Genomic DNA, 25158 nt, shown 5'->3' on the forward strand with positions numbered 1-25158 from the left:
CTTTTTGTGGACGTCATGAGCTGAACAATGACTTTGCGCGTGCACGCCCTCGCTGCCTAGACTGCGGCCGTCCTTGCCCCTCGACGCCCTCAGAAAGGTCCCCTGATGCCTGCCACGCCATTCACGACCCGAGCCCCCGACAGCGACGCGGTCGACCAGAAGATCCCGCTTCCCCGCTGTGCCGCACTGAGCCTGCAGCACGTGCTGGTGATGTACGCCGGCACCATCGCCGTGCCGCTGATCGTCGGCAGCGCGCTGGGGCTGTCGAAGTCGGACATCGCCTTTCTCGTCAACGCCGACCTGCTCGCCGCCGGCATCGCCACGCTGGTGCAGGCGCTGGGCTTCTGGTGCTTCGGCATCCGCCTGCCGGTGATGATGGGCGTCACCTTCGCGGCGGTCGGGCCGATGATCGCGATCGGCGTCGACCCCTCGCTCGGCCTGCCGGCGATCTACGGCGCGACCATCGCGGCCGGCCTCTTCGGCATCGCGGTGGCGCCGCTGATGGGCCGGCTGCTCGGCGTCTTCCCGCCGCTGGTGACCGGCACCGTGATCACGCTGATCGGCGTCTCGCTGATGGGCGTGGCGATCCACTGGGCCGCCGGCGGCCAGCCGACGCAGTCGACGGTGATCGACGGCGTCCGCCATTCGGTGGCCAATCCGGCCTACGGCGATCCGGCCAACCTGGCGATCGCCGCCGTGGTGCTGGCGGTGGTGATCGTCCTGTCGCGCTTCGGCCGCGGGCTGGTGGCCAACATCTCGGTGCTGCTCGGGATCGTGGCCGGCGTCGCGCTGTCGCTGGCGCTCGGCCGCATGCGCTTCGACGGCATCGAGGAAGCCGGCTGGCTGGCGATCACGACGCCCTTCCACTTCGGCCTGCCGCGCTTCGAGTTCGGCGCCATCGTCTCGATGTGCATCGTCATGATGATCACGCTGGTCGAGTCGACCGGGATGTTCCTGGCGCTCGGCGCCATCACCGGACGCCGCATCAGCCCCGACGCGCTGACGCGCGGCCTGCGCGCCGACGGGCTCGGCACCGTGATCGGCGGCATCTTCAACACCTTCCCCTACACCTCCTTCTCGCAGAACGTCGGGCTGGTGACCGTCACCGGCGTGCGCTCGCGCTATGTCGCCGCGCTGGCGGGGCTGTTCCTGATCGCGCTGGCGCTGCTGCCGAAGGTGGCGCACGTCGTGGCATCGGTGCCCACCTTCGTGCTCGGTGGCGCGGGCATCGTGATGTTCGGCATGGTGGCGGCGACCGGGGTGCGCATCCTCGGCTCGATCGACTACAGCCAGAACCGCCATGCGCTGCACGTGATCGCGATCTCGATCGGCCTCGGCCTGGTGCCGACCCTGTCGCCCAACTTCTTCCAGCACTTCCCGGCCTGGACGCATCCCTTCACGCACAGCGGTATCGTGCTTGGAACTTGCGTGGCCGTGCTGCTGAATCTCTTCTACAACGGCGTGCTTTCGAAGGAGCGCGCCCTCGCGCTGGCCGCCGGCACTTCACATGGAACCGAATGACATGACTTCTCCCGCGACGCCCCCCCGCCCACTGATCCTCCGCCACGCCGACGTGCTGGTCACCATGGACGCCGCCCGGCGCGAAATCCCCGACGGCGCGGTCGTGACCGAGGGCCCGGCGATCGCCTGGGTCGGCGCCACGGCGGAGCTGCCGCCGGTCTACGCCGAGGCCCTGGCACGCGGCCAGGCCGAGGCGATCGACCTGCGCGGCCACGTGGTGATGCCCGGGCTGGTCAACACCCACCACCACATGTACCAGAGCCTGACCCGCGCCGTGCCCGAGGCCCAGGACGCCGAGCTGTTCGGCTGGCTCACGAACCTCTACCTGCTGTGGGCCAGGCTCACGCCCGAGATGATCCGGGTCTCGGCCCGGACTGCGATGGCCGAGCTGATGCTGTCGGGCTGCACCACGTCGAGCGACCATCTCTACCTGTTCCCGAACGGCGCGCGGCTCGACGACTCGATCGAGGCCGCCGACGCCATGGGCATGCGCTTCCATGCGGCGCGCGGCAGCATGAGCGTGGGCCGCAGCCTCGGCGGCCTGCCGCCCGACGAGGTGGTGGAGAGCGAGGAGGCGATCCTGCGCGACAGCGAGCGGCTGATCGACCGCTGGCACGATCCGTCGCGCCACGCGATGCGCCGCATCGTGCTGGCGCCCTGCTCGCCGTTCTCGGTCTCGCGCGACCTGATGCGGCTGTCGGCCGAGCTGGCGCGCGAGCGCGGCGTCTCGCTCCATACCCACCTGGCCGAGAACGACAACGACATCGCCTACTCGCGCGAGAAATTCGGCATGACGCCGGCCGAGTACGCCGAGGACCTGGGCTGGGTCGGCCGCGACGTCTGGCATGCCCACTGCGTCAAGCTCGACCCGGCAGGCATCGCGCTGTTCGGGCGCACCGGCACCGGCGTGGCGCACTGCCCCTGCTCGAACATGCGGCTGGCCTCGGGCATCGCGCCGATCGGCGCCATGCGGCGCGCCGGCGTGCCGGTCGGGCTCGGGGTCGACGGCAGCGCCTCGAACGACGGTGCCCACCTGCTCGGCGAAGCGCGCCAGGCGATGCTGCTGCAGCGCGTGGGCTTCGGGCCGGCCGCGATGACCGCCCGCGAGGCGCTCGAGATCGCCACCCTGGGCGGCGCCCGCGTGCTCGGGCGCGACGACATCGGCGCGCTGGCGCCGGGCATGTCGGCCGACATCGTGGCCTTCGACCTGCGCGGGGTCGGCCATGCGGGCGCCGGCCACGACCCGGTGGCGGCGCTGGTGTTCTGCCAGCCGGGCGCCGCCGCGCTGAGCCTGATCAACGGCCGGGTGCGGATCCGGGACGGCCGCTTCACCGACCTCGACCTCGCGCCGCTGCTGGCGCGGCATCGCGAACTGGCCCGCACCCTCTACGAACAGGCGCGCCATCCGCACCTGAATTGACATTGCGGCCGACACCCGCTCACCGTTTTCCGTGATGGCGCGATCGCCGATCTCTTTGTAGTCTCGAGGGTTCCGCCCGGGGCGGAGCCCACATCAACGAAGTCAATCGGAATCTGGAAGAGCGAGCCATGCAGCCTGAGGTCGAGATCACGAAACGCGCGGACGGCAACTTCAAGGCGACCGTCGGGACCGGCGACGGCACCCACCACTACGCGCGCGAAGGCCTGGTCTCGCTCGCCGAGTGCCTGCAGGACGCGGCCTCGGTGCTCGGCGACGAATTCAGCTACGCGACCGTCATCTACGACCGCCTGCGCATCGGCAGCTATCCGGTGGCCGTGATGGAGCACCGGGCCTTCGAACTGGCGGACGAGCTGATGATGAAGCTGTCGAACCGGCGCACCTAGTCGATCTCCCGCTGCCAGGCGGCGAACACGCCGGCGACCAGCGCCACCACCGCCATCACGTGGAAGCCGTCGAGCGAGGCCATGAAGGTGGCCTGCTGCTCGAGCATCCGCGACAGGGTGGCGAGTCCCATGGCGTGCGCCTCGCCGATCGCGTGGCCCGAAGCCGTGAAACCGCGCGTGATCATGTCGAGCGACTGCACGAAGCTCGGGTTCGAGAGGCTGGCCGTCTCGCTCAGCCGGGTCTGGTGCAGCGCGACCCGATGCTGCTGGAGCGCGATCGCGCTGGCGGTGGCGAACGAGATGGCGAGCTGGCGCACCAGGTTCTTGAGCCGGTAGCCGTGCGCGAAGGCCTCGGCCTGGAAGGAGCGGAAGGTCAGGTTGGCCACCGGCAGCACGACGAACAGCATCATCAGCCCGCGCAGCAGCAGCGGGCCCGCCAGCTGCGCGCGGCCGACCTCGGGCGACATCCGGGCGAACCACCAGGCGGCTGCCGCGGCAATGCCGAAGCCCGGCACGATCAGCCACTTCTTGCGGGTCACGCGCGCCGAGTACTTCAGGTAGACGAACAGCAGCAGCCCCGACAAGAGCGAGGTCGCGCCAGTGAAATAGCCGGCGTCGCCGAGCGTGAAGCCGAGCCCGCCTTCCATCAGCCTCGGCAGCAGGTAGCTGTAGCCGGTCGACAGGTAGTAATAGACCACGTAGAGCGCCAGCCCGACCTGGAAGGTGCGCTCGCGCAGCGCGTCCAGCCGCACCAGCGGCGCCGGATGGCGCCACTGCTGCCAGCCGAACCAGCCCAGCCCCGCGACCGCGGCGATGGCCAGGCCGATCAGGGTCGGCGAGCCCGAGAACAGCTCGAAGTGGGTGCGCGTCAGCACCACCTGGAGCGCCGCCTGCGCCAGGGTGAACACGCCATAGGCCAGGTAGTGCGGCGCGGTGCGCTCGTGCGGCGCGACATCGCCGATGTCCGGCAGCGTCCAGAGCGCGAGCAGGCCCGCGATCGCGGCCACCGGCGCGCTGCAGAAGAACAGCGAGCGCCATTCGAGATGGGTGACCAGGAAGGCGCCGGCGATCGGCGCCAGCACGCCGCCGAAGACGATGAACACCATGAAGGCGCGCAGCGCCCTGGCCCGCCGCTGCGGCGGGACGCCGATCTGGATCAGTATCCGGCAGGCGCCCAGCATGGGTCCGACGAAGTAGCCCTGGAAGGCCCGGGCCGCCATCAGCTGGACCGAGTTGTCGGACAGCGCCGCGCCGACGCCGCCGATCGCGAAGGCGAACATGCACAGCGCGAGGTAGCGGCGGTAACCCAGGCGCTCGATCCAGGCGTGCTGCTGCAGGATGCCGAGCACCGCGCCCAGCGCATAGGCGCTGGAGGCCCAGACCAGTTCGTCGGCCGAGGCGTTGACGCCGCCCGCGATGTAGCTCGCGAAGAAGGCGAACAGCGCGTTGTCGAAGTAGTCGATGCCGGTCACCAGGCCGATCACCCAGGGCATCAGCGCGGCCAGCTCGAAGCCGCGCCCGCCCGGCGCGGCGGCGGAGGCCGTCGGGATCGGCGCGTTCACTTCGGCCGCGGCGCCCGGCCGCGCTCCTTCAGGGCCGCCTCGAGCGGCTCGCCAGCCAGGCGGCGCTCGACGTAGTCGAGGTCGCGGCGCAATTGGGACTGCAGTGCCGCGGCCTCCTTGAGTTCGCGCCGGACCTGCGCGATGCGCCCGTCGAGCCCCGCGACCTGCTCGGCCAGCGTGTCCCGCAGCTCCTTCAGCGAGGCGTTCGACAGCCGCGGGCGGCCGCCGTCGACCGGCACCTCGAAGGGCTTCTGCAGCATCGCGGTGATCGCGGTCAGCGAGAAGCCGAGCGAACGCATGCGCAGCACCCTGGCCAGCTTGTCGAGATCGGCGGGCTCGTACAGGCGGTAGCGGCTCTCGCTGCGCACCGGCACCACGATGCCGAGCTCTTCGTAGTACTTGAGCGTGCGCGGCGTGACGCCAAGCCTGGCGGCAGCGTCGCGCACCGTGAGGGCGTCGGGGGAGGAGGTCACGGCGCCAGTCTAACCAAACGTGTACGTTCACGTACATGTTTGCCGGAATGACCCCGATCGCGACGCCGGCATGCCGTCCGGCGCCGATATGATGGCCGGTCATCTACGAACCCGCGAGCCCCCGTCATGCTGAATTCCCTGGCGCCCTTTCTCCTGCACTGGGCCATCACGGCACTCTCGCTCTGGGTCGCCAGCTACATCTTTCGCGGACTCAAGTTCGAGAGCACTGGCTCGCTGGTGATCTCGGCGCTGCTGCTCGGTTTCGCCAACGCGGTGGTCAAGCCGCTGCTGATCATCCTGACCCTGCCGCTGACCTTCCTGACCTTCGGCCTGTTCCTGCTGGTGATCAACGCGCTGATGATCCTGCTGGTGTCGGCGCTGGTGCGCGGCTTCAAGGTGTCGGGCTTCTGGACCGCGCTGTTCGCGAGCATCTTCATCTCGCTGCTGAGCGTGTTCCTGGGTGCGCTGGTGGACACCAGCGGCCCCGATGCGATCCAGATGCCTTCGAGCGGCAACTGGCTATAGCCGGCGTTCGGCGAATGCCACGTACCAGTCGAGGCTGGCCGGGTTGGCCATTGCCTCGCGGTTCACGACCTTGTCGAGCGGCTGCCCGAGCAGCAGCTTCTTGATCGGCAGCTCCTGCTTCTTGCCCGACAGCGTGCGCGGGATCTCCGCCACCTGGAAGATGTCGTCGGGCACGAAACGCGGCGACAGCGAGCTGCGGATCGCCTGGTTGAGCCGGCCGCGCAGCGCGTCGTCGAGCGCGACGCCCGGACGCAGCACCACGAACAAGGGCATGTAGCTTTCGCGGCCGAGGTATTCGAGGTCGACCACCATCGAGTCGAGCACCTCGGGCAGGGCCTCGACCGCGTTGTAGATCTCGCTGGTGCCCATGCGCAGGCCCTGGCGGTTGATGGTCGCGTCGCTGCGGCCGTAGATGATGCAGCCGCCGTCGGCGCCGATCCGGATCCAGTCGCCGTGGCGCCAGACGCCCGGGTAGGTGTCGAAGTAGCTCGACAGGTAGCGCGCGTTGCCTTGGTCGCCCCAGAAACAGAGCGGCATCGACGGGATCGGCCGGGTGCAGACCAGTTCGCCGACCTCGCCGATGACCGGCCGGCCCTGGTCGTTCCAGGCCTCGACCGCATGGCCGAGCTCGCGGCACTGCATCTGGCCGGGCACCTCGGGCAGCTCGCGGTTGCCGCCGACGAAGGCGCCGCAGAAGTCGGTGCCGCCGGAAATATTGCACCACCACACCGCCTCCGAGCCGGCATCGAGCACCTGCTGCGAGCCCCAGCGCTGCACCTCTTCCGGCAGCGGCGAGCCGGTGCTGCCGAGCGCGCGCACGCGTGAAAGGTCGCCGCAATCCCGGGCGATGAGGCCGGCCTTCATGCAGTGGGTGAAGTAGGCCGCGCCGGCGCCGAAGAAAGTGACCTTGTGCCGCGCGACGAAGCGCCACAGCACGCTCCAGTCGGGCTTCTCCTTGCTGCCCGCCGGGTTGCCGTCGTAGATGCAGATGGTGGCGCCGAAGGCCAGGCCCGAGAGCTGCGAGTTCCACATCACCCAGCCGGTGGAGCTGTACCAGTGGTAGCGCTCGCCGAAGTTGTTGGCGCCGTAGCTGGCGCCGACGTCGTTGTGCAGGCCACAGGCATGCATCGTGAGGATGATGCCGCCCTGGCCGTGCACGATGGGCTTGGGGAGTCCGGTGGTGCCGCTCGAATAGACGATCCAGATCGGGTGGTCGAAGGGCAGCCACTCGGGTTCGAAGGCCGCCACCTGGGCATCGTCGCGCCCGGCGGCCTGCTGCCATTCGACATCGTGCGACACCTCGCCGGCGGCGAACGGGGTCTTCACCAGCAGCAGCTTCTGCACGCTCGGCAGCTGGCCGCGCAGCGCCTGCAGCACCGCGCTGCGGTCGAGCCCCTTGCCGCCGTAGTGCACGCCGTCGACCGCGATCAGCAGTTTGGGCTCGATCTGGCCGAAGCGGTCGGCCACGGCCGGCGTGCCCATGTCGGGCGCGCACACGCTCCAGATCGCGCCGATGCTGGAGCAGGCCAGGAACGCGACCATGGTCTCGGGCACGTTGGGCATGTAGGCCGCGACGCGATCGCCGCGGCCGACGCCGAGCGACCGCAGCGTGAGGGCCACCGAGGCGACCTGGCGCCGCAGCTCGGGCCACGACATCTCGCGCACCTCGCCGAGCTCGTTGTCGCTCACGATGGCCGGCATGCCCGCGGCATGGGCGGCGTCGGCGTGGCGCAGCACCTCGCGTGCGTAGTTGACCTGGGCTCCGGGAAACCAGCGCGCGCCGGGCATGCGGGCGTCGGCCAGAACCGCCGTGTGCGGCGTCGGCGAGCGCAGCCCGGCGTAGTCCCAGATGCTCTGCCAGAAGGCATCGAGATCGGTGACGGACCAGCGCCAGAGCGCGTCGTAGCTGTCGAATCGAAGGCCGCGGGTCTGGTTCAGCCAGTCTTGATAGAGGCGGAGCTGGGGAATGTTGGGGGCACGCATGCACCAAGCCTAGCGCCGCGGCCGGCCGCGCTCAATCGGGGTTGACCTCAGGGTTTGTACGTGTGTTCAATTAATTTGTACAACCGTTCAATACGGGCCATGAACAGCCGTCCCCTGCCGGTCAAGCGCCGGGCGACCCGAGCGGCCGCCGCCGAGGCGGCGCGGCCCGATCGCAAGCAGGCGATCCTGCTGGCGGCCGAGAAGCTGTTCGCGCGCCACGGCTACCACGTGGTGACGATCCGCCAGATTGCCGAGGAAGCCGGCGTGCCGCTGGCGCTGGTGGGCTACTACTACGGCCAGAAGCACGAGCTCTTCCACGCCATCTTCGCGCACTGGGGCCACTCGATCGAGGAACGCCTCGCCGGCCTGCGCGCGGTCGACAACGACCCGGCCGACCCGCGCACCCTGCCGCGCATCATCGAGGCCTTCATCGGCCCGGTGCTGGCCCTGCGCGCCAGCGCCGAAGGCGAGTACTACGCGCTGCTGGTGGCGCGCGAGCTGTACCACGCGACCGAGGAGGCCGACCGCGTGCTGCGCGGCTACTTCGACCCCCTGGCCGAGGCCTACATCGACGCCCTGCACATCGCGCTGCCACATGCCACGCGCGGCGAAGTCGCCTGGGGCTACCAGTTCGCGCTCGGCGCCCTCTTGCACCACCTGAGCGACAACCGCATCGAACGGCTGTCGCGCGGCGAGAACCGCCGCGGCGATCCGGCGGCGGCGCCGATGCTGGTGCGCTTCATCGTCGGCGGCCTGCGCGCCGCGCTGCCACGGCCCCGGACCCCGAACAAGAAAACCCACCCCAGGAGACAGACATGATGAAACGACGCAAGCTGCTGTCGGCGCTCGGTGCCGCCGGCGTCGCGGCGGCGCTGCCCGCGCGCGCCCAATCCGCCGGCCGGATCGTGTTCGGCTACACCGCCGTGACCGATTTCGCCTCGGTCTTCGTGGCCGCCGAGGAGGGCTACTTCAAGAAGCGCAGCCTCGACGTCGAGCTCAAGTTCATCCCGCTGAACTCCACCATCCCGGCCGCGCTGCAGTCCGACTCGCTGCAGATCGGCGGACCGACGCCGTCGGTGTTCCTGCAGGCGGTCGACGGCGGGCTCGACCTGGTGCTGGTGGCCGGCGGCGGCCTGACCTCCAAGACCATCACCGGCTTCGGCCTGGTGGCGCGCGCCGGCTCGGGCATCAAGACGGCGCAGGACTGCGTCGGCAAGAAGATCGGCGTGCCGGGCCTGGGCGCCTTCCTGCACGTGACCTTTCGCGCCTACCTGAAGGACAACGGGGTCGACTACCGCAAGGTGAACTTTGTCGAGGCCGCCTTCCCGCAGCACGGCGACCTGCTGCGCGGCGGCTCGGTCGACGCGGTGGTGTCGGCGGACCCGTTCATGAGCCGCATCACCGACAGCGGCGCCGGCTACGTGGCCTCGTACTACTCGACCTTCCTGCCCGAGGGCAACCAGACCATCGTCCATGCCGCCAAGCGGGAATGGGTGCAGAAGAACGGCGCCGCGGCGCGCGGCTTCCGCGAGGCGGTGCAGGAGGGCGCGGCCTTCATGCAGCAGCCGAAGAACGACGCCCGTGTGCGCGCCAGCATCGGCAAGTACATCAAGCTGCCGCCGGAGGTGCTGGCCAAGGTGCAGATCTCGCCGCCCGGCCCGCTGGTGAGCGAGAAGCAGCTCGCCTACTGGGTCGGCCTGATGAAGGAGCAGGAGATGCTGAAGACACAGGTCGACGTCTCGCAACTGGTCGTGAAGTGAACGCGCGCGAGATCGAGGCCCCGGAGCTGCTCAGCATCGAGGCCGTCAGCATCCGCTACGACGGCCGCGAGGTGCTGTCGCCGACCTCGTTCGAGGTGGCGCGCGGCGAGTTCGTGTGCATCGTCGGCCCGAGCGGCTGCGGCAAGACCACCCTGCTGCGCGCCGCCAGCGGACTGGTCGCGCCCAGCGGCGGCGCGGTGCGGCGCCACGGCCTGCCGATGACCGGGCCGTCGCGCGAGGTGGCTTTCGTGTTCCAGGACTACGGCCGCGCCCTGCTGCCCTGGCGCACGGTCGAGGGCAACGTGAGCCTGGCGCTGGAAGCCGCCGGCGTGCCCGCCGGCCTGCGCGCCCCGCGCATCGCCGAGGCGCTGGACAAGGTCGGCCTGGGCCGGCATGCGCGCAAGTTTCCGCTGCAGCTGTCGGGCGGCATGCAGCAGCGGGCGCAGATCGCGCGCTGCCTGGCCCAGAAGCCCGAGCTGATGATGATGGACGAGCCCTTCGGCGCGCTCGATGCGCTCACCCGCCAGGGCCTGCAGGACGAACTGGCGCGGCTGGTGCGCGAAGACGGCCTCACGGTGCTGTTCGTCACCCACGACCTCGAGGAGGCGATCTACCTCGGCGACCGCGTGATCGCGCTGCAGGCCGACCCCGGACCGGGGCGGCCGAGCATGGCGCGGATGATCGCCGTCGACATCCCCCGCCCGCGCGACCAGCTGACGACCAAGGAACACCCCGAGTTCCTGCGGCTGCGGCGCGAGCTGTTCTCTTTCATCGCGCAGGGCCATGACTGACAGGCCCCCACGCTCGTCACTGCGTGTACTCGCTGCCCCCCCAGGGGGCGCAGGCCGGCTTGGGGCGGCCCGGCGCCGGCCTGAGCACCGCCGCATCGCCCCCTTGCTGCGCCCCTGGCTGCTGCCGGCCCTGCTGCTGGGTGCCTTCGAGTGGTATGCGCGCCGCGCCGCTGCCCTGGGCAGCGATGCGCTGGCGCCGCCGAGCGCCGCGGCGCGGGCCTTCGCCGGCGCGGCCCTCGATGGCTCGCTCTGGCAGGCCACCGCCTTCACCCTCGGCACCGCTGCGCTCGGCCTGCTGGTCGGCGCGGTGCTGGGGATCGGCGGCGGCGTCTGGCTCGGCCTCTCGCGGCGCGCCGCCGATCTGGGGCTGCTGTCGATCGAGGTGCTGCGGCCGGTGCCCTCGGTGGCGCTGATCCCGCTGGCGATGCTGATGTTCGGCTTCGGCGTGCGCATGGAGCTCGCGATCGTCGCCTTCGCCACCTTCTGGCCGATGCTGATCCTGGTGCAGGCGGCGGTGCGGCAGGTCGACCCGCGCCTGCTGGAGGTCAGTCGCGTGCTCGGCCTGTCGAAGCGCGACCGGGCCTGGAAGATCGTCCTGCCGGCCATCGTGCCGCGGCTGTTCGTGGCGCTGCGCCTCGGTGTGGCGGTGGCGCTGGTGGTCGCGGTGACAGTCGAGATCGCCGCCAATCCGAACGGCATGGGCTACGCGATGATGATCGCGCAGCAGAGCTTCGACCCGGCGCTGATGCTGGCCTGGCTGGGCTGGATCGGCATCGTCGGGTATGCGATCAACGCCGCGATGCAGCGGCTGCAGCGGCGCGTGGCGCGGCGCATGGGCGTCACGCCATGAACCGCCGCCTCGGCCCCTGGATCGGCTCGGCCGGCGTACTCGCGGCGCTGGTCGCGCTGTGGTGGGCCGCCAGCCACGCCGGGTGGGTCAGCCGGGTGTTCCTGCCCACGCCCGAAGCCACGGCGGCGAGCCTGGGCGAGGGTCTGCGCGGCGACCTGCTCGGCTACACGCTGGCGACCGTGGGCCGGATGCTCGAAGGCTGGCTGCTGGCCTCGGTCTTCGGCGTCGTGCTCGGCGCGGCCATCGGGGTGTCGCCGTCGGTGCGCGCCTGGGTCCAGCCGACGCTCGAATTCATCCGCCCGCTGCCGGCCTCGGCCCTGCTGCCGCTGGCGATCTCGATCTTCGGACTCAACCCCGCCATGGTGCTGTTCGTGGTGGCTTTCGGCGCCATGTGGCCGGTGCTGCTGGCGACCGTGCATGGCTTCGCGGCCGTCGAGCCGCGGCTGTCCGAGGTGGCGCGCTGCCTGCAGCTGCCGCGCGCCGCCTTCGTCTGGAAGATCGGCCTGCCGAATGCGCTGCCCGACATCCTGGCCGGCATGCGGCTGTCGATGACCATCTCGCTGATCGTCGCGGTGGTCGGCGAGATGATCGCTTCGCAGAGCGGGCTGGGCCAGGCCATCCTGCTGGCGGCGCGCAGCTTTCGCGCCAGCGAACTGTTCGCCGGCATCGCGCTGCTGGGCCTGATCGGCTTTGCCAGCAATGCGCTGCTGGCCGTCGCGGAAAAGAAATTGCTGCGCTGGCAGCACTCGTGAAACCTTGCGGGACAGACCAAGAAATGATGCAGTCATTTTTGCTCTGTCCTCAACTGATTGAGACCTTGCGGGACAGACCAAGAAACTGCGCAGCAGTTTTTGCTCTGTCCTCAACTAATTGAAACCCTTGCGGGACAGACCAAGAAACGACGCAGTCATTTTTGCTCTGTCCTCAACTGATTAAAAAAGGAGCCCACCATGACCCGCAAGTTCGTCGACCTGTCCATCTTCCTCGAGAACGACGTGATGTCGGACCCTCCCGCTTTCGCGCCGAAGATCCAGTACTTCACGCACGAGCAGACCTACGAGCAGATCGAGCCCTTCTTCCCCGGCCTGAAAAAAGAGGACCTTCCCGACGGCGAAGGCTGGGCCGTGGAGCTGGTGCAGCTGTCGACCCACAACGGCACCCACCTCGACGCGCCCTACCACTTCCACTCCACCATGGACAAGGCGCTGGGCGACAAGAAGCCCGCGATCGCGATCCACGACGTGCCACTCGAGTGGTGCTTCCAGCCCGCGGTGAAGCTCGACTTCCGCCACTTCGAGGACGGCTACGTGGTGACGGCCGACGACGTCGAGGCCGAGCTCCAGCGCATCCGCCACACCCTCAAGCCGCTGGAGATCGTGGTGGTCAACACCCGCGCCGGCTCCCGCTACGGCCACAACGACTACGTGTCGGCCGGCGCCGGCATGGGCTACGAGGCGACGATGTACCTGCTGGAGCGCGGCGTGCGCCTCACCGGCACCGACGCCTGGAGCTGGGATGCGCCCTTCGTCCACACCGCGAAGAAATACGGCGAGACCCAGGACGCCTCGCTGATCTGGGAGGGCCACAAGGCCGGCCGCGACATCGGCTACTGCCACATCGAGAAGCTGCACAACCTCGAGGTGCTGCCGCCCGACGGCTTCTTCATCAGCTGTTTTCCGCACAAGATCCGCGGCGCCTCGGCCGGCTGGACGCGCGCGGTCGCGATCTTCGACGACGCGCTGATGGCGAGCGCCTGAGATGCCCATGCCACTCGACCACACGCACGACCCCGCGGCGCGCTGCTGGCTCGCTTCGGCCCAGGCCGCGGGCTGCGACTTTCCGATCCAGAACCTGCCGTTCGCGGTGTTCCGCCTCGCAGGTACGCAGGAGGCCTTTCGCGGCGGGGTGGCGATCGGCGACCAGGTCGTCGACCTGGCGGCGCTGGCCGCGGCCGGGCTGCTCGACGGCGCGGCGCAGCAGGCGGCGCTGGCGGCTGCGCAGCCCGTGCTCAACGACTTCTTCGCCCTCGGCCCGGCCGCCTGGCGGGCGCTGCGCCATGCGCTTTTTGCCGCATTGAACGCAGACGCCGCCGCAACCACCGCCGATGCGATGCGCGCCTGCCTGCGGCCCCAGTCCGCGGCCGAATTCACGCTGCCGGCGCGCATCGGCGACTACACCGATTTCTACACCTCGATCGACCATGCGCTGAACATCGGCCGCCTGCTCAAGCCCGACGATCCGATCACGCCGAACTTCCAGTGGATCCCGATCGCCTACCACGGACGCGCGTCGACGCTGGGCGTCAGCGGCCAGCAGTTCCACCGGCCGATGGGGCAGATGATGGCGCCCGGCGCCGGCGCTCCGATCTATGGCCCCTGCGCGCGGCTCGACTACGAGCTCGAACTCGGCATCTACATCGGCCGCGGCAACCCGGCCGGCGAAGCGATTCCGCTCGACCGCGCCGAAGACCACGTCTTCGGCATCTGCCTGCTCAACGACTGGTCGGCGCGCGACATCCAGTTCTGGGAAATGGCGCCGCTCGGGCCCTTCCTGGCGAAGAACTTCGCCACCACGGTGTCGCCGTGGATCGTCACGATGGAGGCACTGGCCCCCTATCGCACCGCCTGGAGCCGGCCGGCCGGCCACCCGCAGCCGCTGGGCTACCTCGAAAGCGCGGCCAACCGCGCGCAGGGCGCGATCGACATCCGGCTCGAGGTCTGGCTCGAGAGCGCGCGCGATCGCGCCGCCGGCAGCGCGCCGACGCGCCTGTCGGGGACCAGCTTCCGCCACCAGTACTGGAGCATCGCCCAGATGGTCGCGCACCACACGGTGGGCGGCTGCAGCCTGAACCCGGGCGACCTGTTCGGCAGCGGCACGATCTCCGGGCCCGGGCCGGGCGAGGCCGGCGCCATGATCGAGCTGACCCGCGGCGGGCAGGCGCCGGTGGCGCTCGCCGACGGCGACACGCGGGCCTTCCTCCAGGACGGCGACGCCGTGATGCTGCGCGGCTGGTGCGAGAAGCCGGGCGCGGCCCGGATCGGCTTCGGCGAGAGCCGCGGGATGGTGCTGCCGGCCCGCGTGCCGACGCCGTCCTGACGCCCGCCTTGTCCGGGCCGGCCGATCGTGGTGTACTTTCCGCCAGCCCAGACAAGGACCGACTCCGGGATGGCCATTCCACTCGCCCGCTTCTTCTTGCTTGCCGTGACGCACCTGCGCCGGTGCGCCTGGCTGCTGGCCTTGGCGATGAGCGCGGCGGCGGCTGCCGCATCCGCCCAGGAAGCCCCGCCCACCGGCGCCACGCTGAAGGTCTGGAACCGCACGGTCTTCGTCTTCCGGGTGCCGATGTTCGGCCTGTCGCCGCAGCAACGCGCCGACCGTGCCGCCGAGCGCATCGGCGACCTGCCGCCGGCCAGCCTCGGGGCGCCGGTCGAGGTCGCCAACTTCAGCCACGAAGGCGTGCCCGGCTACGCGGTGATGCTCGACGGCGGCACCCTGTTCGCGGTGTTCGCCAACGACCTGGAGCCCGGCGACCCGGCGCTCGCGCAGGTGGCCGCGCAGGCGGCCTCGCGGCTGCACGAGGCGCTGCTGGCACGCCAGGCGCAGGCCAGCACGCGCCAGTTCGCAATCGCGATCGGCTGGTCCGTGCTCGCGACGCTGGCGCTCGCGGCGGTGGTCCTGGCGCTGCAGTTCATGGCCGGGCGCATCGAGGCGCGGATCCAGGGCCTGCGCGAGCGGACGTCTGCAAGGCCTGTGTTCCATGCCCACCGGATGGCCGTGTCCTTGCTGGGCTATGCCGTCCAGTGGCTCAAGATCGGCCTGGTCCTGATGGCGGCCTATGTCTGGCTGGCCTACGTGCTGACCCGCTTCCCCTACACCCACCCCTGGGGCGACACGCTCGACACCTCGCTGGTCGGGGTCGCCTCCCGGGTCGCGGTCGCGGTGCTGCATGCGTTGCCGGACCTGGCGATGGTCGCCGTGATCTTCTTCCTCGCGCACCTGGCGGTGCGCGGGCTGCACACACTCTTCAACGCCGCCCATGCGAGCGGCGTGAAGGTCGCCGCGCTGCAGAGCGACACCATCGGCGCCACCCGGCGGCTGACGGTGGTGCTGGTCTGGCTGTTCGCGGCGGTGGTCGCCTATCCCTTCATCCCGGGCTCGGATTCCAACGCGTTCAAGGGGCTCAGCGTCTTCTTCGGGGTCCTGGTCACGCTCGGGTCGTCCGGCGTGGTGTCGCAGATCATGTCGGGCTTCGTCCTGATCTACTCGCGCGCGCTGCGGCCCGGGGACTACGTCCAGATCGGCGAATCCGAGGGCTACGTGGTCGAACTCGGCACGCTCTCGACCAAGCTGCGCAACCGGCTCGACCAGGAGGTCACGCTGCCCAACTCGGTGGTGGTCGGCACCCGGATCCTGAATTCGAGCGACACCACCAGGCCCAGCGGTGGCGGGATCGCGCTGGCCACCTCGGTCACGATCGGCTACGACAGTCCTTGGCGCCAGGTCCAGGCGATGCTCCTTGTGGCCGCCGGACGCACGCCCGATCTGCTGGCCGCGCCGGCGCCGACGGTGCGGCAGGTGGCGCTGCAGGACTTCTACATCGCCTACGAACTGAATGTCTTCATGCGGGTGGGCGCGCCCAAGTACGACGTGCTGGATGCGCTGCACGGCCACATCCAGGACGTCTTCAACGAGTACGGCGTGCAGATCATGTCGCCGCACTTCGTGTTGCAGCCGCGCGACCCGGTGCTGGTGCCCAAGGAAGGCTGGCGGCCGGCGCCGGCGAAGTGAGGGCGGCACGGCCACCCCGGCGCTGACTTGCCGCCGGTCCGCAAAAGGATCATCCTCTCTGCGCGACAGGGGCCGAAGCCCCGCCACAGGAGGACTCGATGACCGCGTCGTTCCGTGATTTCGAGCATGCGGGCTGGACCGACCCCGCGGTGTGCGCCAGCTACGAGGACCTCATGGCGGGCCTGACGGCGCAATCGATCGAGGCCCTGCTCGACGGTGCCGGCGTGGCCCCCGGGCAGTCGGTGCTCGACGTCGCGACCGGCGCCGGACATGCAGCCGCCGCGGCCCAGGCGCGCGGCGCCGAGGTCACCGGGGTCGACTTCTCGGCCGAGCAGGTGCGGCTGGCCAGGCGCCGCTACCCGGCCGTGCGTTTCGAGGAGGGCGACGCCGGCCGGCTGCCCTTCGAGGACCGGCGCTTCGACGCCGTCATGGCCAACTACGGCGTGCTGCATTTCCCCGAGCCCGAGCGCTTCTTCGGCGAGGCCTTCCGGGTGCTGAAAGCGGGCGGCCGGCTGGCCTTCACGGTCTGGGACCTGCCGCAGAAGACCCGGCTGTTCGGCGCCGTGCTCGACGCCGTCCGCATCCACGGCGCGCTCGATGTCGGGCTGCCGGCGGGGCCCGGCATGTTCATGTTCGCCGACCCGTCGGTGAGCCGCCCCGTGCTGGCCGCGGCCGGCTTCGTGGCGTGCTTCGTGACGCCGGTGCCGCAGACCTTCCGGGCCGCCTCCGGCGAAGCGATCCTGCGCACCCTGAAGACCGCCACGGTGCGCATGCGCGGCACCCTGCAGCGCCAGCAGGACGGCAGCGCGGACGCGATCGACGCCGCGATCCTGAGGGCGCTCGAGCCCTACCGCGACGCCGAGGGCTACGCGGTGCCGATGCCGGCGATCCTCACGGTGGCGACGCGGCCCTGAGCGTGGAGACCGTCAGGACGGCAGCCGGAACAGGCTGGTCGCCTCGAGGTCGAGCACCGGCAGTTCGCGCTGGTTGAAGAGCCGCCAGCGCCAGCGCAGGATGCCCAGGTGCGGCCGCTTCTCGGAGCGCCGCACCTCGATCACGTCGGCCACCAGCCGCAGGCTGTCGCCCGGGCGCACCGGGTTCGGCCACTTGAGGAAGGCCAGCCCGGGCGAAGCGAAGGACTCGGAGCCCGCCAGCGCGGCATCGGTGACCAGGCGCATCGCGATCGCGCTGGTATGCCAGCCGCTCGCGATCAGGCCGCCGAAAGGGCCCTCGGCGGCGGCCTCGGCATCGGTGTGGAACCACTGCGGGTCGTAGGCCCGGGCGAACTGCAGGACCTCCGCCTCGGTGACGAGGTAGGGCCCGGCCTCGATGGTCTGGCCCTCGTGGAAGTCCGCGAATTTCATCAGTAGGTTTCCAGGTGCAGGCGCCCTTCGCGCTTGAGCCCTGCGCCGACCGTGTCCCAATCCAGCCCGGCCTCGGTCGCGACATCGCGCAGCGCCAGCACCACCCCCTCTTCCATGCTCTTCAGGCCGCAGACATAGAAGTGCGTCTGGCCATCCTTCAGCAGTTCGGCCAGGTCGGCGGCGCGTTCGCGCATCAGGTCCTGCACGTAGCGCTTGGGCTGGCCCTGCGTGCGCGAGAAGGCGAAGTTGATGTCGATGAAGTCCTTCGGCAAGGTCTGCAGCGGGCCGAAGTACGGCAGCTCCTGCTGGGTGCGGGCGCCGAAGAACAGCATCAGCTTGCCGCCCTCGAACTTGCCGCTCTTGCGAAGGCGCCGGCGCCATTCGGTCATCGCGCGCATCGGCGCGCTGCCGGTGCCGGTGCAGATCATCACGATGTGGGACTTCGGGTGGTTCGGCATCAGGAACGACGATCCGAAGGGCCCGATCACCTGCACCTTGTCGCCGACCTTGAGGTCGCACACGTAGTTGCTGGCGACGCCGCGCACCGGCTTGCCCTGGTGGTCTTGCAGCACCCGCTTCACGGTCAGCGAGATGTTGTTGTAGCCGGGCCGCTCGCCGTTGCGCGGGCTGGCGATCGAGTACTGGCGCGCGAAGTGCGCCTTGCCGTTGGCATCGGTGCCGGGCGGGATGATGCCGATCGACTGGCCTTCGAGCACCGGGAAGGGCATGGCGCCGAAGTCCAGCACGATGTGGTGGGTCTGGTTTTCGTAGCCGGCCTCGGTGCAGTTGAAGTTGCCGACCACGGTGGCGGTCGTCGGGTTCTTCGGCGGATGCAGGTTGGTGTAGGCGTGGGCCGCCGACCAGGGCGGCACGGTGGCGCCGTACTGGGCCGAGTTGAAGGCGGTTTCGCCGGGTGCGGCGGGCGGCTGCGGCGAGGCCGCGGGCACCTGCTGCAGCGCCTCCTGCGGTTCGCCCACGCCCTCGGCCTCCAGCTGCTCGGGCGTGAGCTCGGCCGGGAGTTCGTCCCAGGTCAGCTGCTCCTCGATCGAATAGGCGCGCGCCACGGGCATGGTGCGCCAGTTGTCGATCGAGCCGGTCGGGCACGGCGAGATGCAGGCCATGCAGCCGTTGCAGACATCGGCGCGGACGACGTAGTTGCGGTCGTCATGCGTGATCGCATTGACCGGGCAGGTGGCTTCGCAGGTGTTGCAGCGAATGCAGATCTCGGGGTCGATCAGGTGCTGCCTGATGACCGAAACGTCGACTGCCATGTCCATCGTGTATCTCCTTTATGTCGCCGCGGGCCGGCCCTTGCCGGTGCCGCGGCGCTCTCCTGGCTCAGCCGAAGCGGACGTATTCGAAATCCACGGGCTGGCGATTGATGCCCATCACCGGCGGCGCGATCCAGCCGGCGAACTTGCCCGGATCGACCACGCGGCCCATCAACGATGCCACGAAAGCGAAGTCGTCGGGGGTCGGCAGCCATTCGTTCTTCTTGGCGGCCCACTCCTGCTCGTTCACCACCCGGCCGTCAGGCGACATCTTGATGCCGGCCAGGGCACCGATCTGGCGGTTGAAGGCCTTGTGCGGCACGGTCAGGCGGGTCGGGATGCCGGCCTTCTCGAGCACCTTGTTCCAGCGTTGCACGCCGGCCACCGAATCCTTGATGAAGTCGTCGCGCAGCACTTCGTTGAGCGCGTTGAGCATCGGCACATCCTTCTCGACCAACTGGCCGTTGACCACCTCGAGCACCTTGTAGGTCTGGCCCTTGAGCACGTGGTCGTCGGTGCGCTTGCCCTCTTCGTAGCGGCCCTTGAGGCCCGAGCTGTAGAAGATCGCGGCGTTGCTCGACTGGTCGGCGCCGAACAGGTCGATGGTCACGCTGTAGTGGAAGTTCAGGTAGCGCTGGATGGTGCCGAGGTCGATGGCGCCGGCCGCACGCACCTTCTGCGGGTCGTCGGTCTTGAGCTCGTTCATGACCTGCGCGGTGCGCTGCAGCACGCGCGACACGCCGCTTTCGCCCACGAACATGTGGTGCGCTTCCTCGGTCAGCATGAACTTGGTGGTGCGCGCCAGCGGATCGAAGGCGCTCTCGGCCAGCGCCGACAGCTGGAACTTGCCGTCGCGGTCGGTGAAGTAGGTGAACATGAAGAAGGCCAGCCAGTCGGGCGTCTTCTCGTTGAAGGCGCCCAGGATGCGCGGGTTGTTGGCATCGCCCGACTGCCGCTGCAGCAGCGCCTCGGCTTCCTCGCGGCCATCGCGGCCGAAGTGCTTGTGCAGCAGGTAGACCATCGCCCACAGGTGGCGGCCCTCTTCCACATTGATCTGGTAGAGGTTGCGCAGGTCGTACATGCTGGGCGCGGTCAGGCCCAGGTGGCGCTGCTGCTCGACCGAGGCCGGCTCGGTGTCGCCCTGCGTCACGATGATGCGGCGCAGGTTGGCGCGGTGTTCGCCGGGCACATCCTGCCAGGCCTTCTCGCCCTTGTGGTCGCCGAAGTGGATCTCGCGGTTGGCGTCGCCCGGGTTCAGGAAGATGCCCCAGCGGTAGTCGCGCATCTTGACGTGGCCGAATTGGGCCCAGCCCTGCGGGTCGACGCTGACCGCGGTGCGCAGGTAGACCTCGTAGGCGGTCGAGCCGTCCGGGCCGACATCGTCCCACCAGTTGACGAAGTTCGGCTGCCAGCCTTCGAGCGCGCGCTGCAGGGTGCGGTCTTCGCCGAGGTTGACGTTGTTGGGAATCTTTTCGCTGTAGTTGACCGTGCTCATTTGGTTGTCCTTGGTTCGTTGCGAAGCGGATGGATCAGACGCGGTTGAGGTCGAAGCCGGCCTTCTCGCCGGTGCCGTAGACCTTCAGGGCGCCCTTGGCGCCGACCGCGTTCGGACGGTTGAAGATCCAGTTCTGCCAGGCGGTGAGCCGGCCGAAGATGCGGGTGTTCATGTTCTCCTTGCTGGCGAAGCGCAGGTTGGCCTCCAGGCCGGTGAGCGCGTCGGGCGACATCGCGGCGCGTTCCTCGATCGCCATGCGGATCTCGTCGTCCCAGTCGATGTCGTCGGGCGCCATCGTGACCAGGCCGAGCTGGAGCGCTTGGTCGGCGTCGAGGGCCTTGCCGGCGGCGCCGCGGGCGGCTTCCAGCGGCGCGGTCTCTTCGTAGAAGCGGCGCTGCAGGCGGCTCTGGTCGTTGACCATCGGGAAGAAGCCGAAGTTGAGCGCGTCCAGCGTCAGCTTGGGCGCCTTGTCGGCATCGTCGGGCAGGGCCAGCATGTAGGCGCGGTCGGCGGCAAAAGCCAGTTCCGCCAGCAGGCCGGCGAAGCACGAGCCCGATTCGATCAGCGCGAACAGGCTGCGCGAAGAGACGTCGAGACGCGCCAGCGTGCGGCGCAGCGCGCCCAGCGTTTCGCGCACCAGCCAGTGGTCCTTGTTGGCCAGCATCGTGGCGTCGCTGGCCAGCACGGCCTGGGCGTCGCCCTCGGTCTTGAGCAGCCAGGTGCCGATGTCGAGTTCGTTGGTGCGCAGGTTCAGGATCGCGTCGTCGAGCTGGCGCGCCATCGCCAGCGGCCACCAGGCGGCGCCGGCGGCTTCGATCGCGGCGATGTCGGCCGGCTGGGCGCCGGTGGGCGCCTTCACGGTCAGGGTCGCGGTGCGGCGGGCGCGGTCGATCTCGACCGTGACATGCTCGTAGCGCAGGCTGTCGGCGCCGTCCTGGCGCTCCAGACGGGTCAGGCTCACGCCCTTGCCGTTGGCCGGGCGGTCGCTGCCCTCGGCCAGCTTGGCGGCGCGCTCCTGCACCGCGGCGCCGAACTGGGCCGGCTTGGCGATCGAATCGACCAGGCGCCAGTCGACCGCGCGCTGGCCGCGCACGCCTTCGACGCTCGTGCAGAAGATATCGGCCAGGTCATGGCGCACGCGGCGCTTGTCGGTGACGCGGGTCAGGCCGCCGGTGCCGGGCAGCACGCCGAGCAGCGGCACTTCGGGCAGCGAGACGGAAGACGAGCGGTCGTCGACCAGGATGATCTCGTCGCAGGCCAGCGCCAGCTCGTAGCCGCCGCCGGCGCAGGCGCCGTTGACCGCGGCGATGAACTTCAGGCCTGAATGCTTCGAGGTGTCCTCGATGCCGTTGCGGGTCTCGTTGGTGAACTTGCAGAAGTTCACCTTCCAGGCGTGGCTGGAGACGCCGAGCATGAAGATGTTGGCGCCCGAGCAGAAGATCCGGTCCTTGCCGCTGGTGACGATCACCGAGCGGACTTCGGGGTGCTCGAAGCGCACGCGGTTGAGCGCGTCGTTGAGCTCGATGTCCACGCCCAGGTCGTAGCTGTTGAGCTTGAGCTTGTAGCCGGGGCGGATGCCGCCGTCTTCCGCGATGTCGAGCGACAGCCGGGCCACCGGGCCCTCGACGCTGAGTTTCCAGTGGCGGTATTGAGTGGGGTCGGTGCGGTAGTCCACGCGAAGGGCTTGGGTGCTGTCGGTCATGCAGGTCTCCTGGGGTGTAGCGGGGCTGGCTAGGAACAATAGTGCACTTGTCGATCGCCAGAACATGCATCATGCTGCATGTTCTGGCGCGCGTCAACCCTTCGAGGACTTTTTTACTTCCTGCGAAGACTCAGCCCTCAGCCGGCTTGGACCATCGCCTCGCGCACCGCGGTTCGCAAACGCGCGAAGCTCTGCGCCAAGTCCTGCCCACCGGTGTCGACGCTGAGGTCGGCCTTCGAATAGAACGCGGCCCGCCCGCTCAGGATTCGCCGCAGGTCGTCCATGGCTTCCTTGCTGGCGGCCATCGGACGGGTGTCGCCCTGGGCCGCCACCCGCCCCATGTGCTCCTCGGGCGCGGCCTGCAGCCAGACCGTGGTGCAGTGCGCCAGCAGCTGGTTGAAGGTGGCCGGATCGGAGACGATTCCGCCCGGCGTGGCGATCACCACCTCGCTGTAGATCTGCACGGCTTCTTCGAGTGCACGGCGCTCGTAGCGGCGGTAGGCGTTGGTGCCGTAGAGATCGTGGATCTCGCGCACGCTGCAGCCGGCGATCTTCTCGATCTCGCGGCTGAGTTCGATGAAAGGCACGTCGAGATCGTCGGCCAGCATCTGGCCCAGGGTGGACTTGCCGGCGCCGCGCAGCCCGATCAGCGCGATCCGCCGGTGCCGCGCCGGGTCGCCGGCCGCGGTTCCGAGCAGTTCGCCGAGCGCGACCCGGGCCCGGCGGAGGTCGGCCTCGCTGCGGTTCTCGAGCAGTTCGCGGATCAGCAGCCACTCGGGCGAAATGGTCGTGACGTCGCCGACCAGTTCGGCCAGCGAGCACTGGAGCGCGGTCGCCACCTGCTGCAGCACCAGGATCGAGGCGTTGCCGATGCCGTATTCGAGATTGGCCAGGTGCCGCTCGGACACGTCGGCCGCCAGCGCCACCGCCTTGCGCGTGAGGCCACGGCGGGCGCGCAGGTTGCGCACGCGCTCGCCGAGCGCCGCCAGCAAGGGATTCTTGGCTTCCTCGGCCGGCGCCGGGACTTCGGGAGAGACGGACAGCACCGCCTCCTCAGCTCGCTGATTCATGACTCGCTTTCGCTCTGCCGGCGGTTCGGCTCAGGGTTAACACCAGTACATGCATTATATTGCTTGACACCTCAGTGCTCGGTGCTTATGGTTCGCTCACAGGCAAGATACTGCACACAGTCGATTGCCGCAAGTTCAATCCCACGCGTGAGCACACTTCCATGTCCAAAGACAGCTTCCACGAACTCGTCGCCGAGCTGACGGGCCAGATCGCCGGCCGCCCGCTCGACCAGGACCTCGACCGCTGGCTCAACAGCCAGCATGGCGCCGGCAGCCCGAGCTACGAAGCGCTCAAGCAGGCCTGCATCGCTGGCGTCGCCGAGGGCTGGATGTGCGACCGCGAAGGCGGCGGCATCCGCTACGGGCGGGTCTTCAAGGCCGAGGACGCGCTGAACCGATTCTCGGTCGACGTCGTAGACATGCGCGACCTCGCAGGCCCTCACCACACGCATCCGAACGGCGAGATCGATTTGATCATGCCGATCGAAGGCGACGCGACCTTCGACGGCCGGCCGGCCGGCTGGTGCGTCTACCCGCCCGGCAGCGCCCACCGTCCCACCGTTGCCCAAGGCCGCGCGCTGGTCCTCTATCTGCTGCCCGAAGGGCAAATCAAATTCACCCAATGACCGAACTCCTCTCCAACTACGTCGGCGGCCGCTGGCAGGCCGGCAGCGGCGCCGGCACGGCGCTGGTCGATCCGGTGCTCGGCACCGAACTCGCGCGGGTCGACGCCGCCGGGCTCGACCTGCCCGAGGCTTTCCGCTTTGCGCGCGACACCGGCGGTGCGGCGCTGCGCGCCCTGACCTACCGCCAGCGTGCCGGACTGCTGGCCGCGATCGTCAAGGTGCTGCAGGCGAATCGCGACGCCTACTACGAGATCGCGACGGCCAATTCGGGCACCGTGAAGAACGACTCGGCGGTCGACATCGACGGCGCGATCTTCACGCTCGGCCAGTACGCCAAATGGGGCGACGCGCTCGGTGACGTGCGCGCGCTGCGCGACGGCGACGCGGTGAAGCTCGGCAAGGAACCGGTCTTCCTGTCGCAGCACCTGCAGGTGCCGACGCACGGCGTGGCGCTGTTCATCAACGCCTTCAACTTCCCGTCCTGGGGCCTCTGGGAAAAGGCCGCCCCGGCGCTGCTGTCGGGCGTGCCGGTGATCGTCAAGCCCGCCACCTCGACCGCCTGGCTCACGCAGCGCATGGTGCGCGACGTGGTCGAAGCCGGCGTGCTGCCGGCCGGCGCCCTGTCGGTGATCTGCGGCAGCTCGGCCGGCCTGATGGACCAGCTCCAACCCTTCGACGTGGTCTCGTTCACCGGCTCGGCCGAAACCGGCGCCGTGATCCGCTCGCACCCGGCCGTGGCCCAGCGCTCGGCCCGCGTGAACATCGAGGCCGACAGCCTCAACTCGGCCCTGCTGCTGCCCGACGCGGGCCCCGGCAGCGAGGCCTTCAACCTGCTGGTGCGTGAAGTGGTGCGCGAGATGACCGTGAAGTCGGGCCAGAAGTGCACCGCGATCCGCCGCATTCTCGTGCCCGCCGCGGTCTACGACGCTGCCGCCGAAGCCATCGGCGCCAAGCTGGCCGGGGTCACGGTCGGCAATCCGCGCAACGACAGCGTGCGCATGGGCTCGCTGGTGAGCCGTGCCCAGTTGGTCGCGGTGCGCGAGGGCCTGGAAGCGCTCAAGACGCAAGCCGCCGTGCTGCACGACGGCAGTGCCAAGGCCCTGGTCGACGCCGACCCGGCCATCGCGGCCTGCATCGGCCCGGTGCTGCTGGGCGCGCGCGATGCCGACGCGGCCGATCGCGTGCACGACATCGAGGTCTTCGGTCCGGTGGCCACGCTGCTGCCCTACCGCGACCTGGCGCATGCGGTGGCCCTCGCCCATCGCGGCCAGGGCTCGCTCGTGACCTCGCTCTACGGCGCCGACGACGCGGCGCTCGGCCAGGCCGCGGTGCAGCTCGCGGCCAGCCATGGCCGCGTGCACGTGATCTCGCCCGAGGTCGCGCAGGCCCAGACCGGCCACGGCAACGTGATGCCGATGTCGATGCACGGCGGCCCTGGCCGCGCCGGCGGCGGCGCCGAACTCGGCGGCCTGCGGGCGCTGGACTTCTATCACCGCAAGAGCGCGGTGCAGGCCAGCCCCGGCGTGCTGGCGCAGCTCGGCATCCAGTAGCCA

At 69.7% G+C, this 25158-nt stretch carries 23 protein-coding genes; 15 read left to right on the forward strand and 8 right to left on the reverse strand.

The features are described from left to right. Nucleotides 1-105: 105 nt before the first annotated feature. From QTI17_RS20600 to QTI17_RS20610, 3 genes are all read left to right on the forward strand, one after another. Nucleotides 106-1521 (forward strand): nucleobase:cation symporter-2 family protein, encoded by a 1416-nt coding sequence (locus QTI17_RS20600; protein ID WP_286535259.1) that lies wholly within the window; start codon nt 106-108, stop codon nt 1519-1521. A gap of 1 nt (nt 1522) precedes the next feature. Next, the gene (locus QTI17_RS20605) at nt 1523-2941 is read left to right on the forward strand and encodes an 8-oxoguanine deaminase (protein WP_286535260.1); all 1419 of its coding nucleotides are present in this window, start codon (nt 1523-1525) and stop codon (nt 2939-2941) included. Between the two features lie 128 nt (nt 2942-3069). After that, on the forward strand, nt 3070-3345 hold the full coding sequence (locus QTI17_RS20610) for a hypothetical protein (protein ID WP_286535261.1): 276 nt from the start codon (nt 3070-3072) through the stop codon (nt 3343-3345). Here the strand turns inward: QTI17_RS20610 and QTI17_RS20615 are convergent. Both QTI17_RS20615 and QTI17_RS20620 read right to left on the reverse strand, forming a co-directional pair. Continuing rightward, nucleotides 3342-4838: an MFS transporter gene (locus QTI17_RS20615; protein ID WP_286535363.1), complete on the reverse strand. Its 1497-nt coding sequence runs from the start codon at nt 4836-4838 to the stop codon at nt 3342-3344. The genes QTI17_RS20610 and QTI17_RS20615 overlap by 4 nt on opposite strands. A gap of 65 nt (nt 4839-4903) precedes the next feature. After that, nucleotides 4904-5380 carry a MerR family transcriptional regulator gene (locus QTI17_RS20620; RefSeq protein WP_286535262.1) on the reverse strand — a complete coding sequence of 159 codons (477 nt, stop codon included), beginning with the start codon at nt 5378-5380 and terminating at the stop codon, nt 4904-4906. A gap of 126 nt (nt 5381-5506) precedes the next feature. Between QTI17_RS20620 and QTI17_RS20625 the strand changes: the two genes are divergently transcribed. Further along, the gene (locus QTI17_RS20625; protein WP_286521644.1) at nt 5507-5905 is read left to right on the forward strand and encodes a phage holin family protein; all 399 of its coding nucleotides are present in this window, start codon (nt 5507-5509) and stop codon (nt 5903-5905) included. On the opposite strand, the gene QTI17_RS20630 is transcribed toward QTI17_RS20625, so the two are convergent. Further along, complete coding sequence (locus tag QTI17_RS20630) at nt 5900-7888, reverse strand: acetoacetate--CoA ligase (RefSeq protein ID WP_286535263.1); 1989 nt, start codon at nt 7886-7888, stop codon at nt 5900-5902. The two genes, QTI17_RS20625 and QTI17_RS20630, sit on opposite strands and share 6 nt — an antisense overlap. A gap of 99 nt (nt 7889-7987) precedes the next feature. Here QTI17_RS20630 and QTI17_RS20635 point away from each other — a divergent pair, with 99 nt between their 5' ends. From QTI17_RS20635 to QTI17_RS20675, 9 genes are all read left to right on the forward strand, one after another. Then, nucleotides 7988-8707 carry a TetR/AcrR family transcriptional regulator gene (locus tag QTI17_RS20635; RefSeq protein ID WP_286535264.1) on the forward strand — a complete coding sequence of 240 codons (720 nt, stop codon included), beginning with the start codon at nt 7988-7990 and terminating at the stop codon, nt 8705-8707. Further along, a complete protein-coding gene (locus tag QTI17_RS20640) occupies nt 8704-9648 on the forward strand; it encodes an ABC transporter substrate-binding protein (RefSeq protein ID WP_286535265.1) in 945 nt (314 codons plus the stop codon). The genes QTI17_RS20635 and QTI17_RS20640 overlap by 4 nt, the downstream gene beginning before the upstream one ends. Beyond that, on the forward strand, nt 9645-10439 hold the full coding sequence (locus QTI17_RS20645) for an ABC transporter ATP-binding protein (RefSeq protein ID WP_286535266.1): 795 nt from the start codon (nt 9645-9647) through the stop codon (nt 10437-10439). Before QTI17_RS20640 ends, QTI17_RS20645 begins: the two co-directional genes overlap by 4 nt. A gap of 103 nt (nt 10440-10542) precedes the next feature. Further along, a complete protein-coding gene (locus QTI17_RS20650; RefSeq protein WP_286535267.1) occupies nt 10543-11289 on the forward strand; it encodes an ABC transporter permease in 747 nt (248 codons plus the stop codon). After that, nucleotides 11286-12041, forward strand: a complete 756-nt coding sequence (locus tag QTI17_RS20655) for an ABC transporter permease (protein ID WP_286535268.1) — start codon at nt 11286-11288, stop codon at nt 12039-12041. The genes QTI17_RS20650 and QTI17_RS20655 overlap by 4 nt, the downstream gene beginning before the upstream one ends. 198 nt (nt 12042-12239) lie before the next feature. Beyond that, a complete protein-coding gene (locus tag QTI17_RS20660; protein ID WP_286535269.1) occupies nt 12240-13046 on the forward strand; it encodes a cyclase family protein in 807 nt (268 codons plus the stop codon). 7 nt (nt 13047-13053) lie between these two features. Then, nucleotides 13054-14385, forward strand: a complete 1332-nt coding sequence (gene fahA / locus QTI17_RS20665; RefSeq protein WP_503011085.1) for a fumarylacetoacetase — start codon at nt 13054-13056, stop codon at nt 14383-14385. 69 nt (nt 14386-14454) lie between these two features. Then, nucleotides 14455-16077 (forward strand): mechanosensitive ion channel family protein, encoded by a 1623-nt coding sequence (locus QTI17_RS20670; protein WP_286535273.1) that lies wholly within the window; start codon nt 14455-14457, stop codon nt 16075-16077. Nucleotides 16078-16175: 98 nt separating this feature from the next. Continuing rightward, nucleotides 16176-16991 carry a class I SAM-dependent methyltransferase gene (locus tag QTI17_RS20675; RefSeq protein WP_286535276.1) on the forward strand — a complete coding sequence of 272 codons (816 nt, stop codon included), beginning with the start codon at nt 16176-16178 and terminating at the stop codon, nt 16989-16991. 12 nt (nt 16992-17003) lie between these two features. Here QTI17_RS20675 and QTI17_RS20680 read toward each other — a convergent pair whose 3' ends face one another. From QTI17_RS20680 to QTI17_RS20700, 5 genes are all read right to left on the reverse strand, one after another. Continuing rightward, nucleotides 17004-17441, reverse strand: coding sequence for a MaoC family dehydratase (locus QTI17_RS20680; RefSeq protein WP_286535277.1), 438 nt, complete (start codon nt 17439-17441; stop codon nt 17004-17006). After that, the gene (gene boxA, locus QTI17_RS20685) at nt 17441-18718 is read right to left on the reverse strand and encodes a benzoyl-CoA 2,3-epoxidase subunit BoxA (RefSeq protein WP_286535278.1); all 1278 of its coding nucleotides are present in this window, start codon (nt 18716-18718) and stop codon (nt 17441-17443) included. Before boxA ends, QTI17_RS20680 begins: the two co-directional genes overlap by 1 nt. Before the next feature lie 61 nt (nt 18719-18779). Further along, a complete protein-coding gene (gene boxB, locus QTI17_RS20690; protein ID WP_286521627.1) occupies nt 18780-20207 on the reverse strand; it encodes a benzoyl-CoA 2,3-epoxidase subunit BoxB in 1428 nt (475 codons plus the stop codon). Nucleotides 20208-20241: 34 nt separating this feature from the next. Next, nucleotides 20242-21909 carry a 2,3-epoxybenzoyl-CoA dihydrolase gene (gene boxC / locus QTI17_RS20695; RefSeq protein ID WP_286535279.1) on the reverse strand — a complete coding sequence of 556 codons (1668 nt, stop codon included), beginning with the start codon at nt 21907-21909 and terminating at the stop codon, nt 20242-20244. Between the two features lie 137 nt (nt 21910-22046). Further along, nucleotides 22047-22979 (reverse strand): helix-turn-helix transcriptional regulator, encoded by a 933-nt coding sequence (locus QTI17_RS20700; protein ID WP_286521624.1) that lies wholly within the window; start codon nt 22977-22979, stop codon nt 22047-22049. Between the two features lie 161 nt (nt 22980-23140). On the opposite strand from QTI17_RS20700, the gene QTI17_RS20705 reads away from it, so the two are divergent. Continuing rightward, nucleotides 23141-23605, forward strand: a complete 465-nt coding sequence (locus tag QTI17_RS20705) for a DUF4863 family protein (RefSeq protein WP_286535280.1) — start codon at nt 23141-23143, stop codon at nt 23603-23605. Continuing rightward, complete coding sequence (locus QTI17_RS20710) at nt 23602-25155, forward strand: 3,4-dehydroadipyl-CoA semialdehyde dehydrogenase (RefSeq protein WP_286535281.1); 1554 nt, start codon at nt 23602-23604, stop codon at nt 25153-25155. Before QTI17_RS20705 ends, QTI17_RS20710 begins: the two co-directional genes overlap by 4 nt. Nucleotides 25156-25158: the final 3 nt, after the last annotated feature.

It is taken from the genome of Variovorax sp. J31P179, from assembly GCF_030316985.1.
GTDB lineage: Bacteria > Pseudomonadota > Gammaproteobacteria > Burkholderiales > Burkholderiaceae_C > Variovorax > Variovorax ginsengisoli_B.

Excerpts from the sequence above, each read along its gene's own strand:
- QTI17_RS20600 (WP_286535259.1), top strand. The coding sequence starts at position 106 with ATGCCTGCCACGCCATTCACGACCCGAGCCCCCGACAGCGACGCGGTC.
- QTI17_RS20605 (WP_286535260.1), top strand. The coding sequence starts at position 1,523 with ATGACTTCTCCCGCGACGCCCCCCCGCCCACTGATCCTCCGCCACGCC.
- QTI17_RS20610 (WP_286535261.1), top strand. The coding sequence starts at position 3,070 with ATGCAGCCTGAGGTCGAGATCACGAAACGCGCGGACGGCAACTTCAAG.
- QTI17_RS20615 (WP_286535363.1), bottom strand. The coding sequence starts at position 4,838 with ATGCCCTGGGTGATCGGCCTGGTGACCGGCATCGACTACTTCGACAAC.
- QTI17_RS20625 (WP_286521644.1), top strand. The coding sequence starts at position 5,507 with ATGCTGAATTCCCTGGCGCCCTTTCTCCTGCACTGGGCCATCACGGCA.
- QTI17_RS20630 (WP_286535263.1), bottom strand. The coding sequence starts at position 7,888 with ATGCGTGCCCCCAACATTCCCCAGCTCCGCCTCTATCAAGACTGGCTG.
- QTI17_RS20635 (WP_286535264.1), top strand. The coding sequence starts at position 7,988 with ATGAACAGCCGTCCCCTGCCGGTCAAGCGCCGGGCGACCCGAGCGGCC.
- QTI17_RS20640 (WP_286535265.1), top strand. The coding sequence starts at position 8,704 with ATGATGAAACGACGCAAGCTGCTGTCGGCGCTCGGTGCCGCCGGCGTC.
- QTI17_RS20655 (WP_286535268.1), top strand. The coding sequence starts at position 11,286 with ATGAACCGCCGCCTCGGCCCCTGGATCGGCTCGGCCGGCGTACTCGCG.
- QTI17_RS20660 (WP_286535269.1), top strand. The coding sequence starts at position 12,240 with ATGACCCGCAAGTTCGTCGACCTGTCCATCTTCCTCGAGAACGACGTG.
- fahA (WP_503011085.1), top strand. The coding sequence starts at position 13,054 with ATGCCACTCGACCACACGCACGACCCCGCGGCGCGCTGCTGGCTCGCT.
- QTI17_RS20670 (WP_286535273.1), top strand. The coding sequence starts at position 14,455 with ATGGCCATTCCACTCGCCCGCTTCTTCTTGCTTGCCGTGACGCACCTG.
- QTI17_RS20675 (WP_286535276.1), top strand. The coding sequence starts at position 16,176 with ATGACCGCGTCGTTCCGTGATTTCGAGCATGCGGGCTGGACCGACCCC.
- QTI17_RS20680 (WP_286535277.1), bottom strand. The coding sequence starts at position 17,441 with ATGAAATTCGCGGACTTCCACGAGGGCCAGACCATCGAGGCCGGGCCC.
- boxA (WP_286535278.1), bottom strand. The coding sequence starts at position 18,718 with ATGGACATGGCAGTCGACGTTTCGGTCATCAGGCAGCACCTGATCGAC.
- boxB (WP_286521627.1), bottom strand. The coding sequence starts at position 20,207 with ATGAGCACGGTCAACTACAGCGAAAAGATTCCCAACAACGTCAACCTC.
- boxC (WP_286535279.1), bottom strand. The coding sequence starts at position 21,909 with ATGACCGACAGCACCCAAGCCCTTCGCGTGGACTACCGCACCGACCCC.
- QTI17_RS20700 (WP_286521624.1), bottom strand. The coding sequence starts at position 22,979 with ATGAATCAGCGAGCTGAGGAGGCGGTGCTGTCCGTCTCTCCCGAAGTC.
- QTI17_RS20705 (WP_286535280.1), top strand. The coding sequence starts at position 23,141 with ATGTCCAAAGACAGCTTCCACGAACTCGTCGCCGAGCTGACGGGCCAG.
- QTI17_RS20710 (WP_286535281.1), top strand. The coding sequence starts at position 23,602 with ATGACCGAACTCCTCTCCAACTACGTCGGCGGCCGCTGGCAGGCCGGC.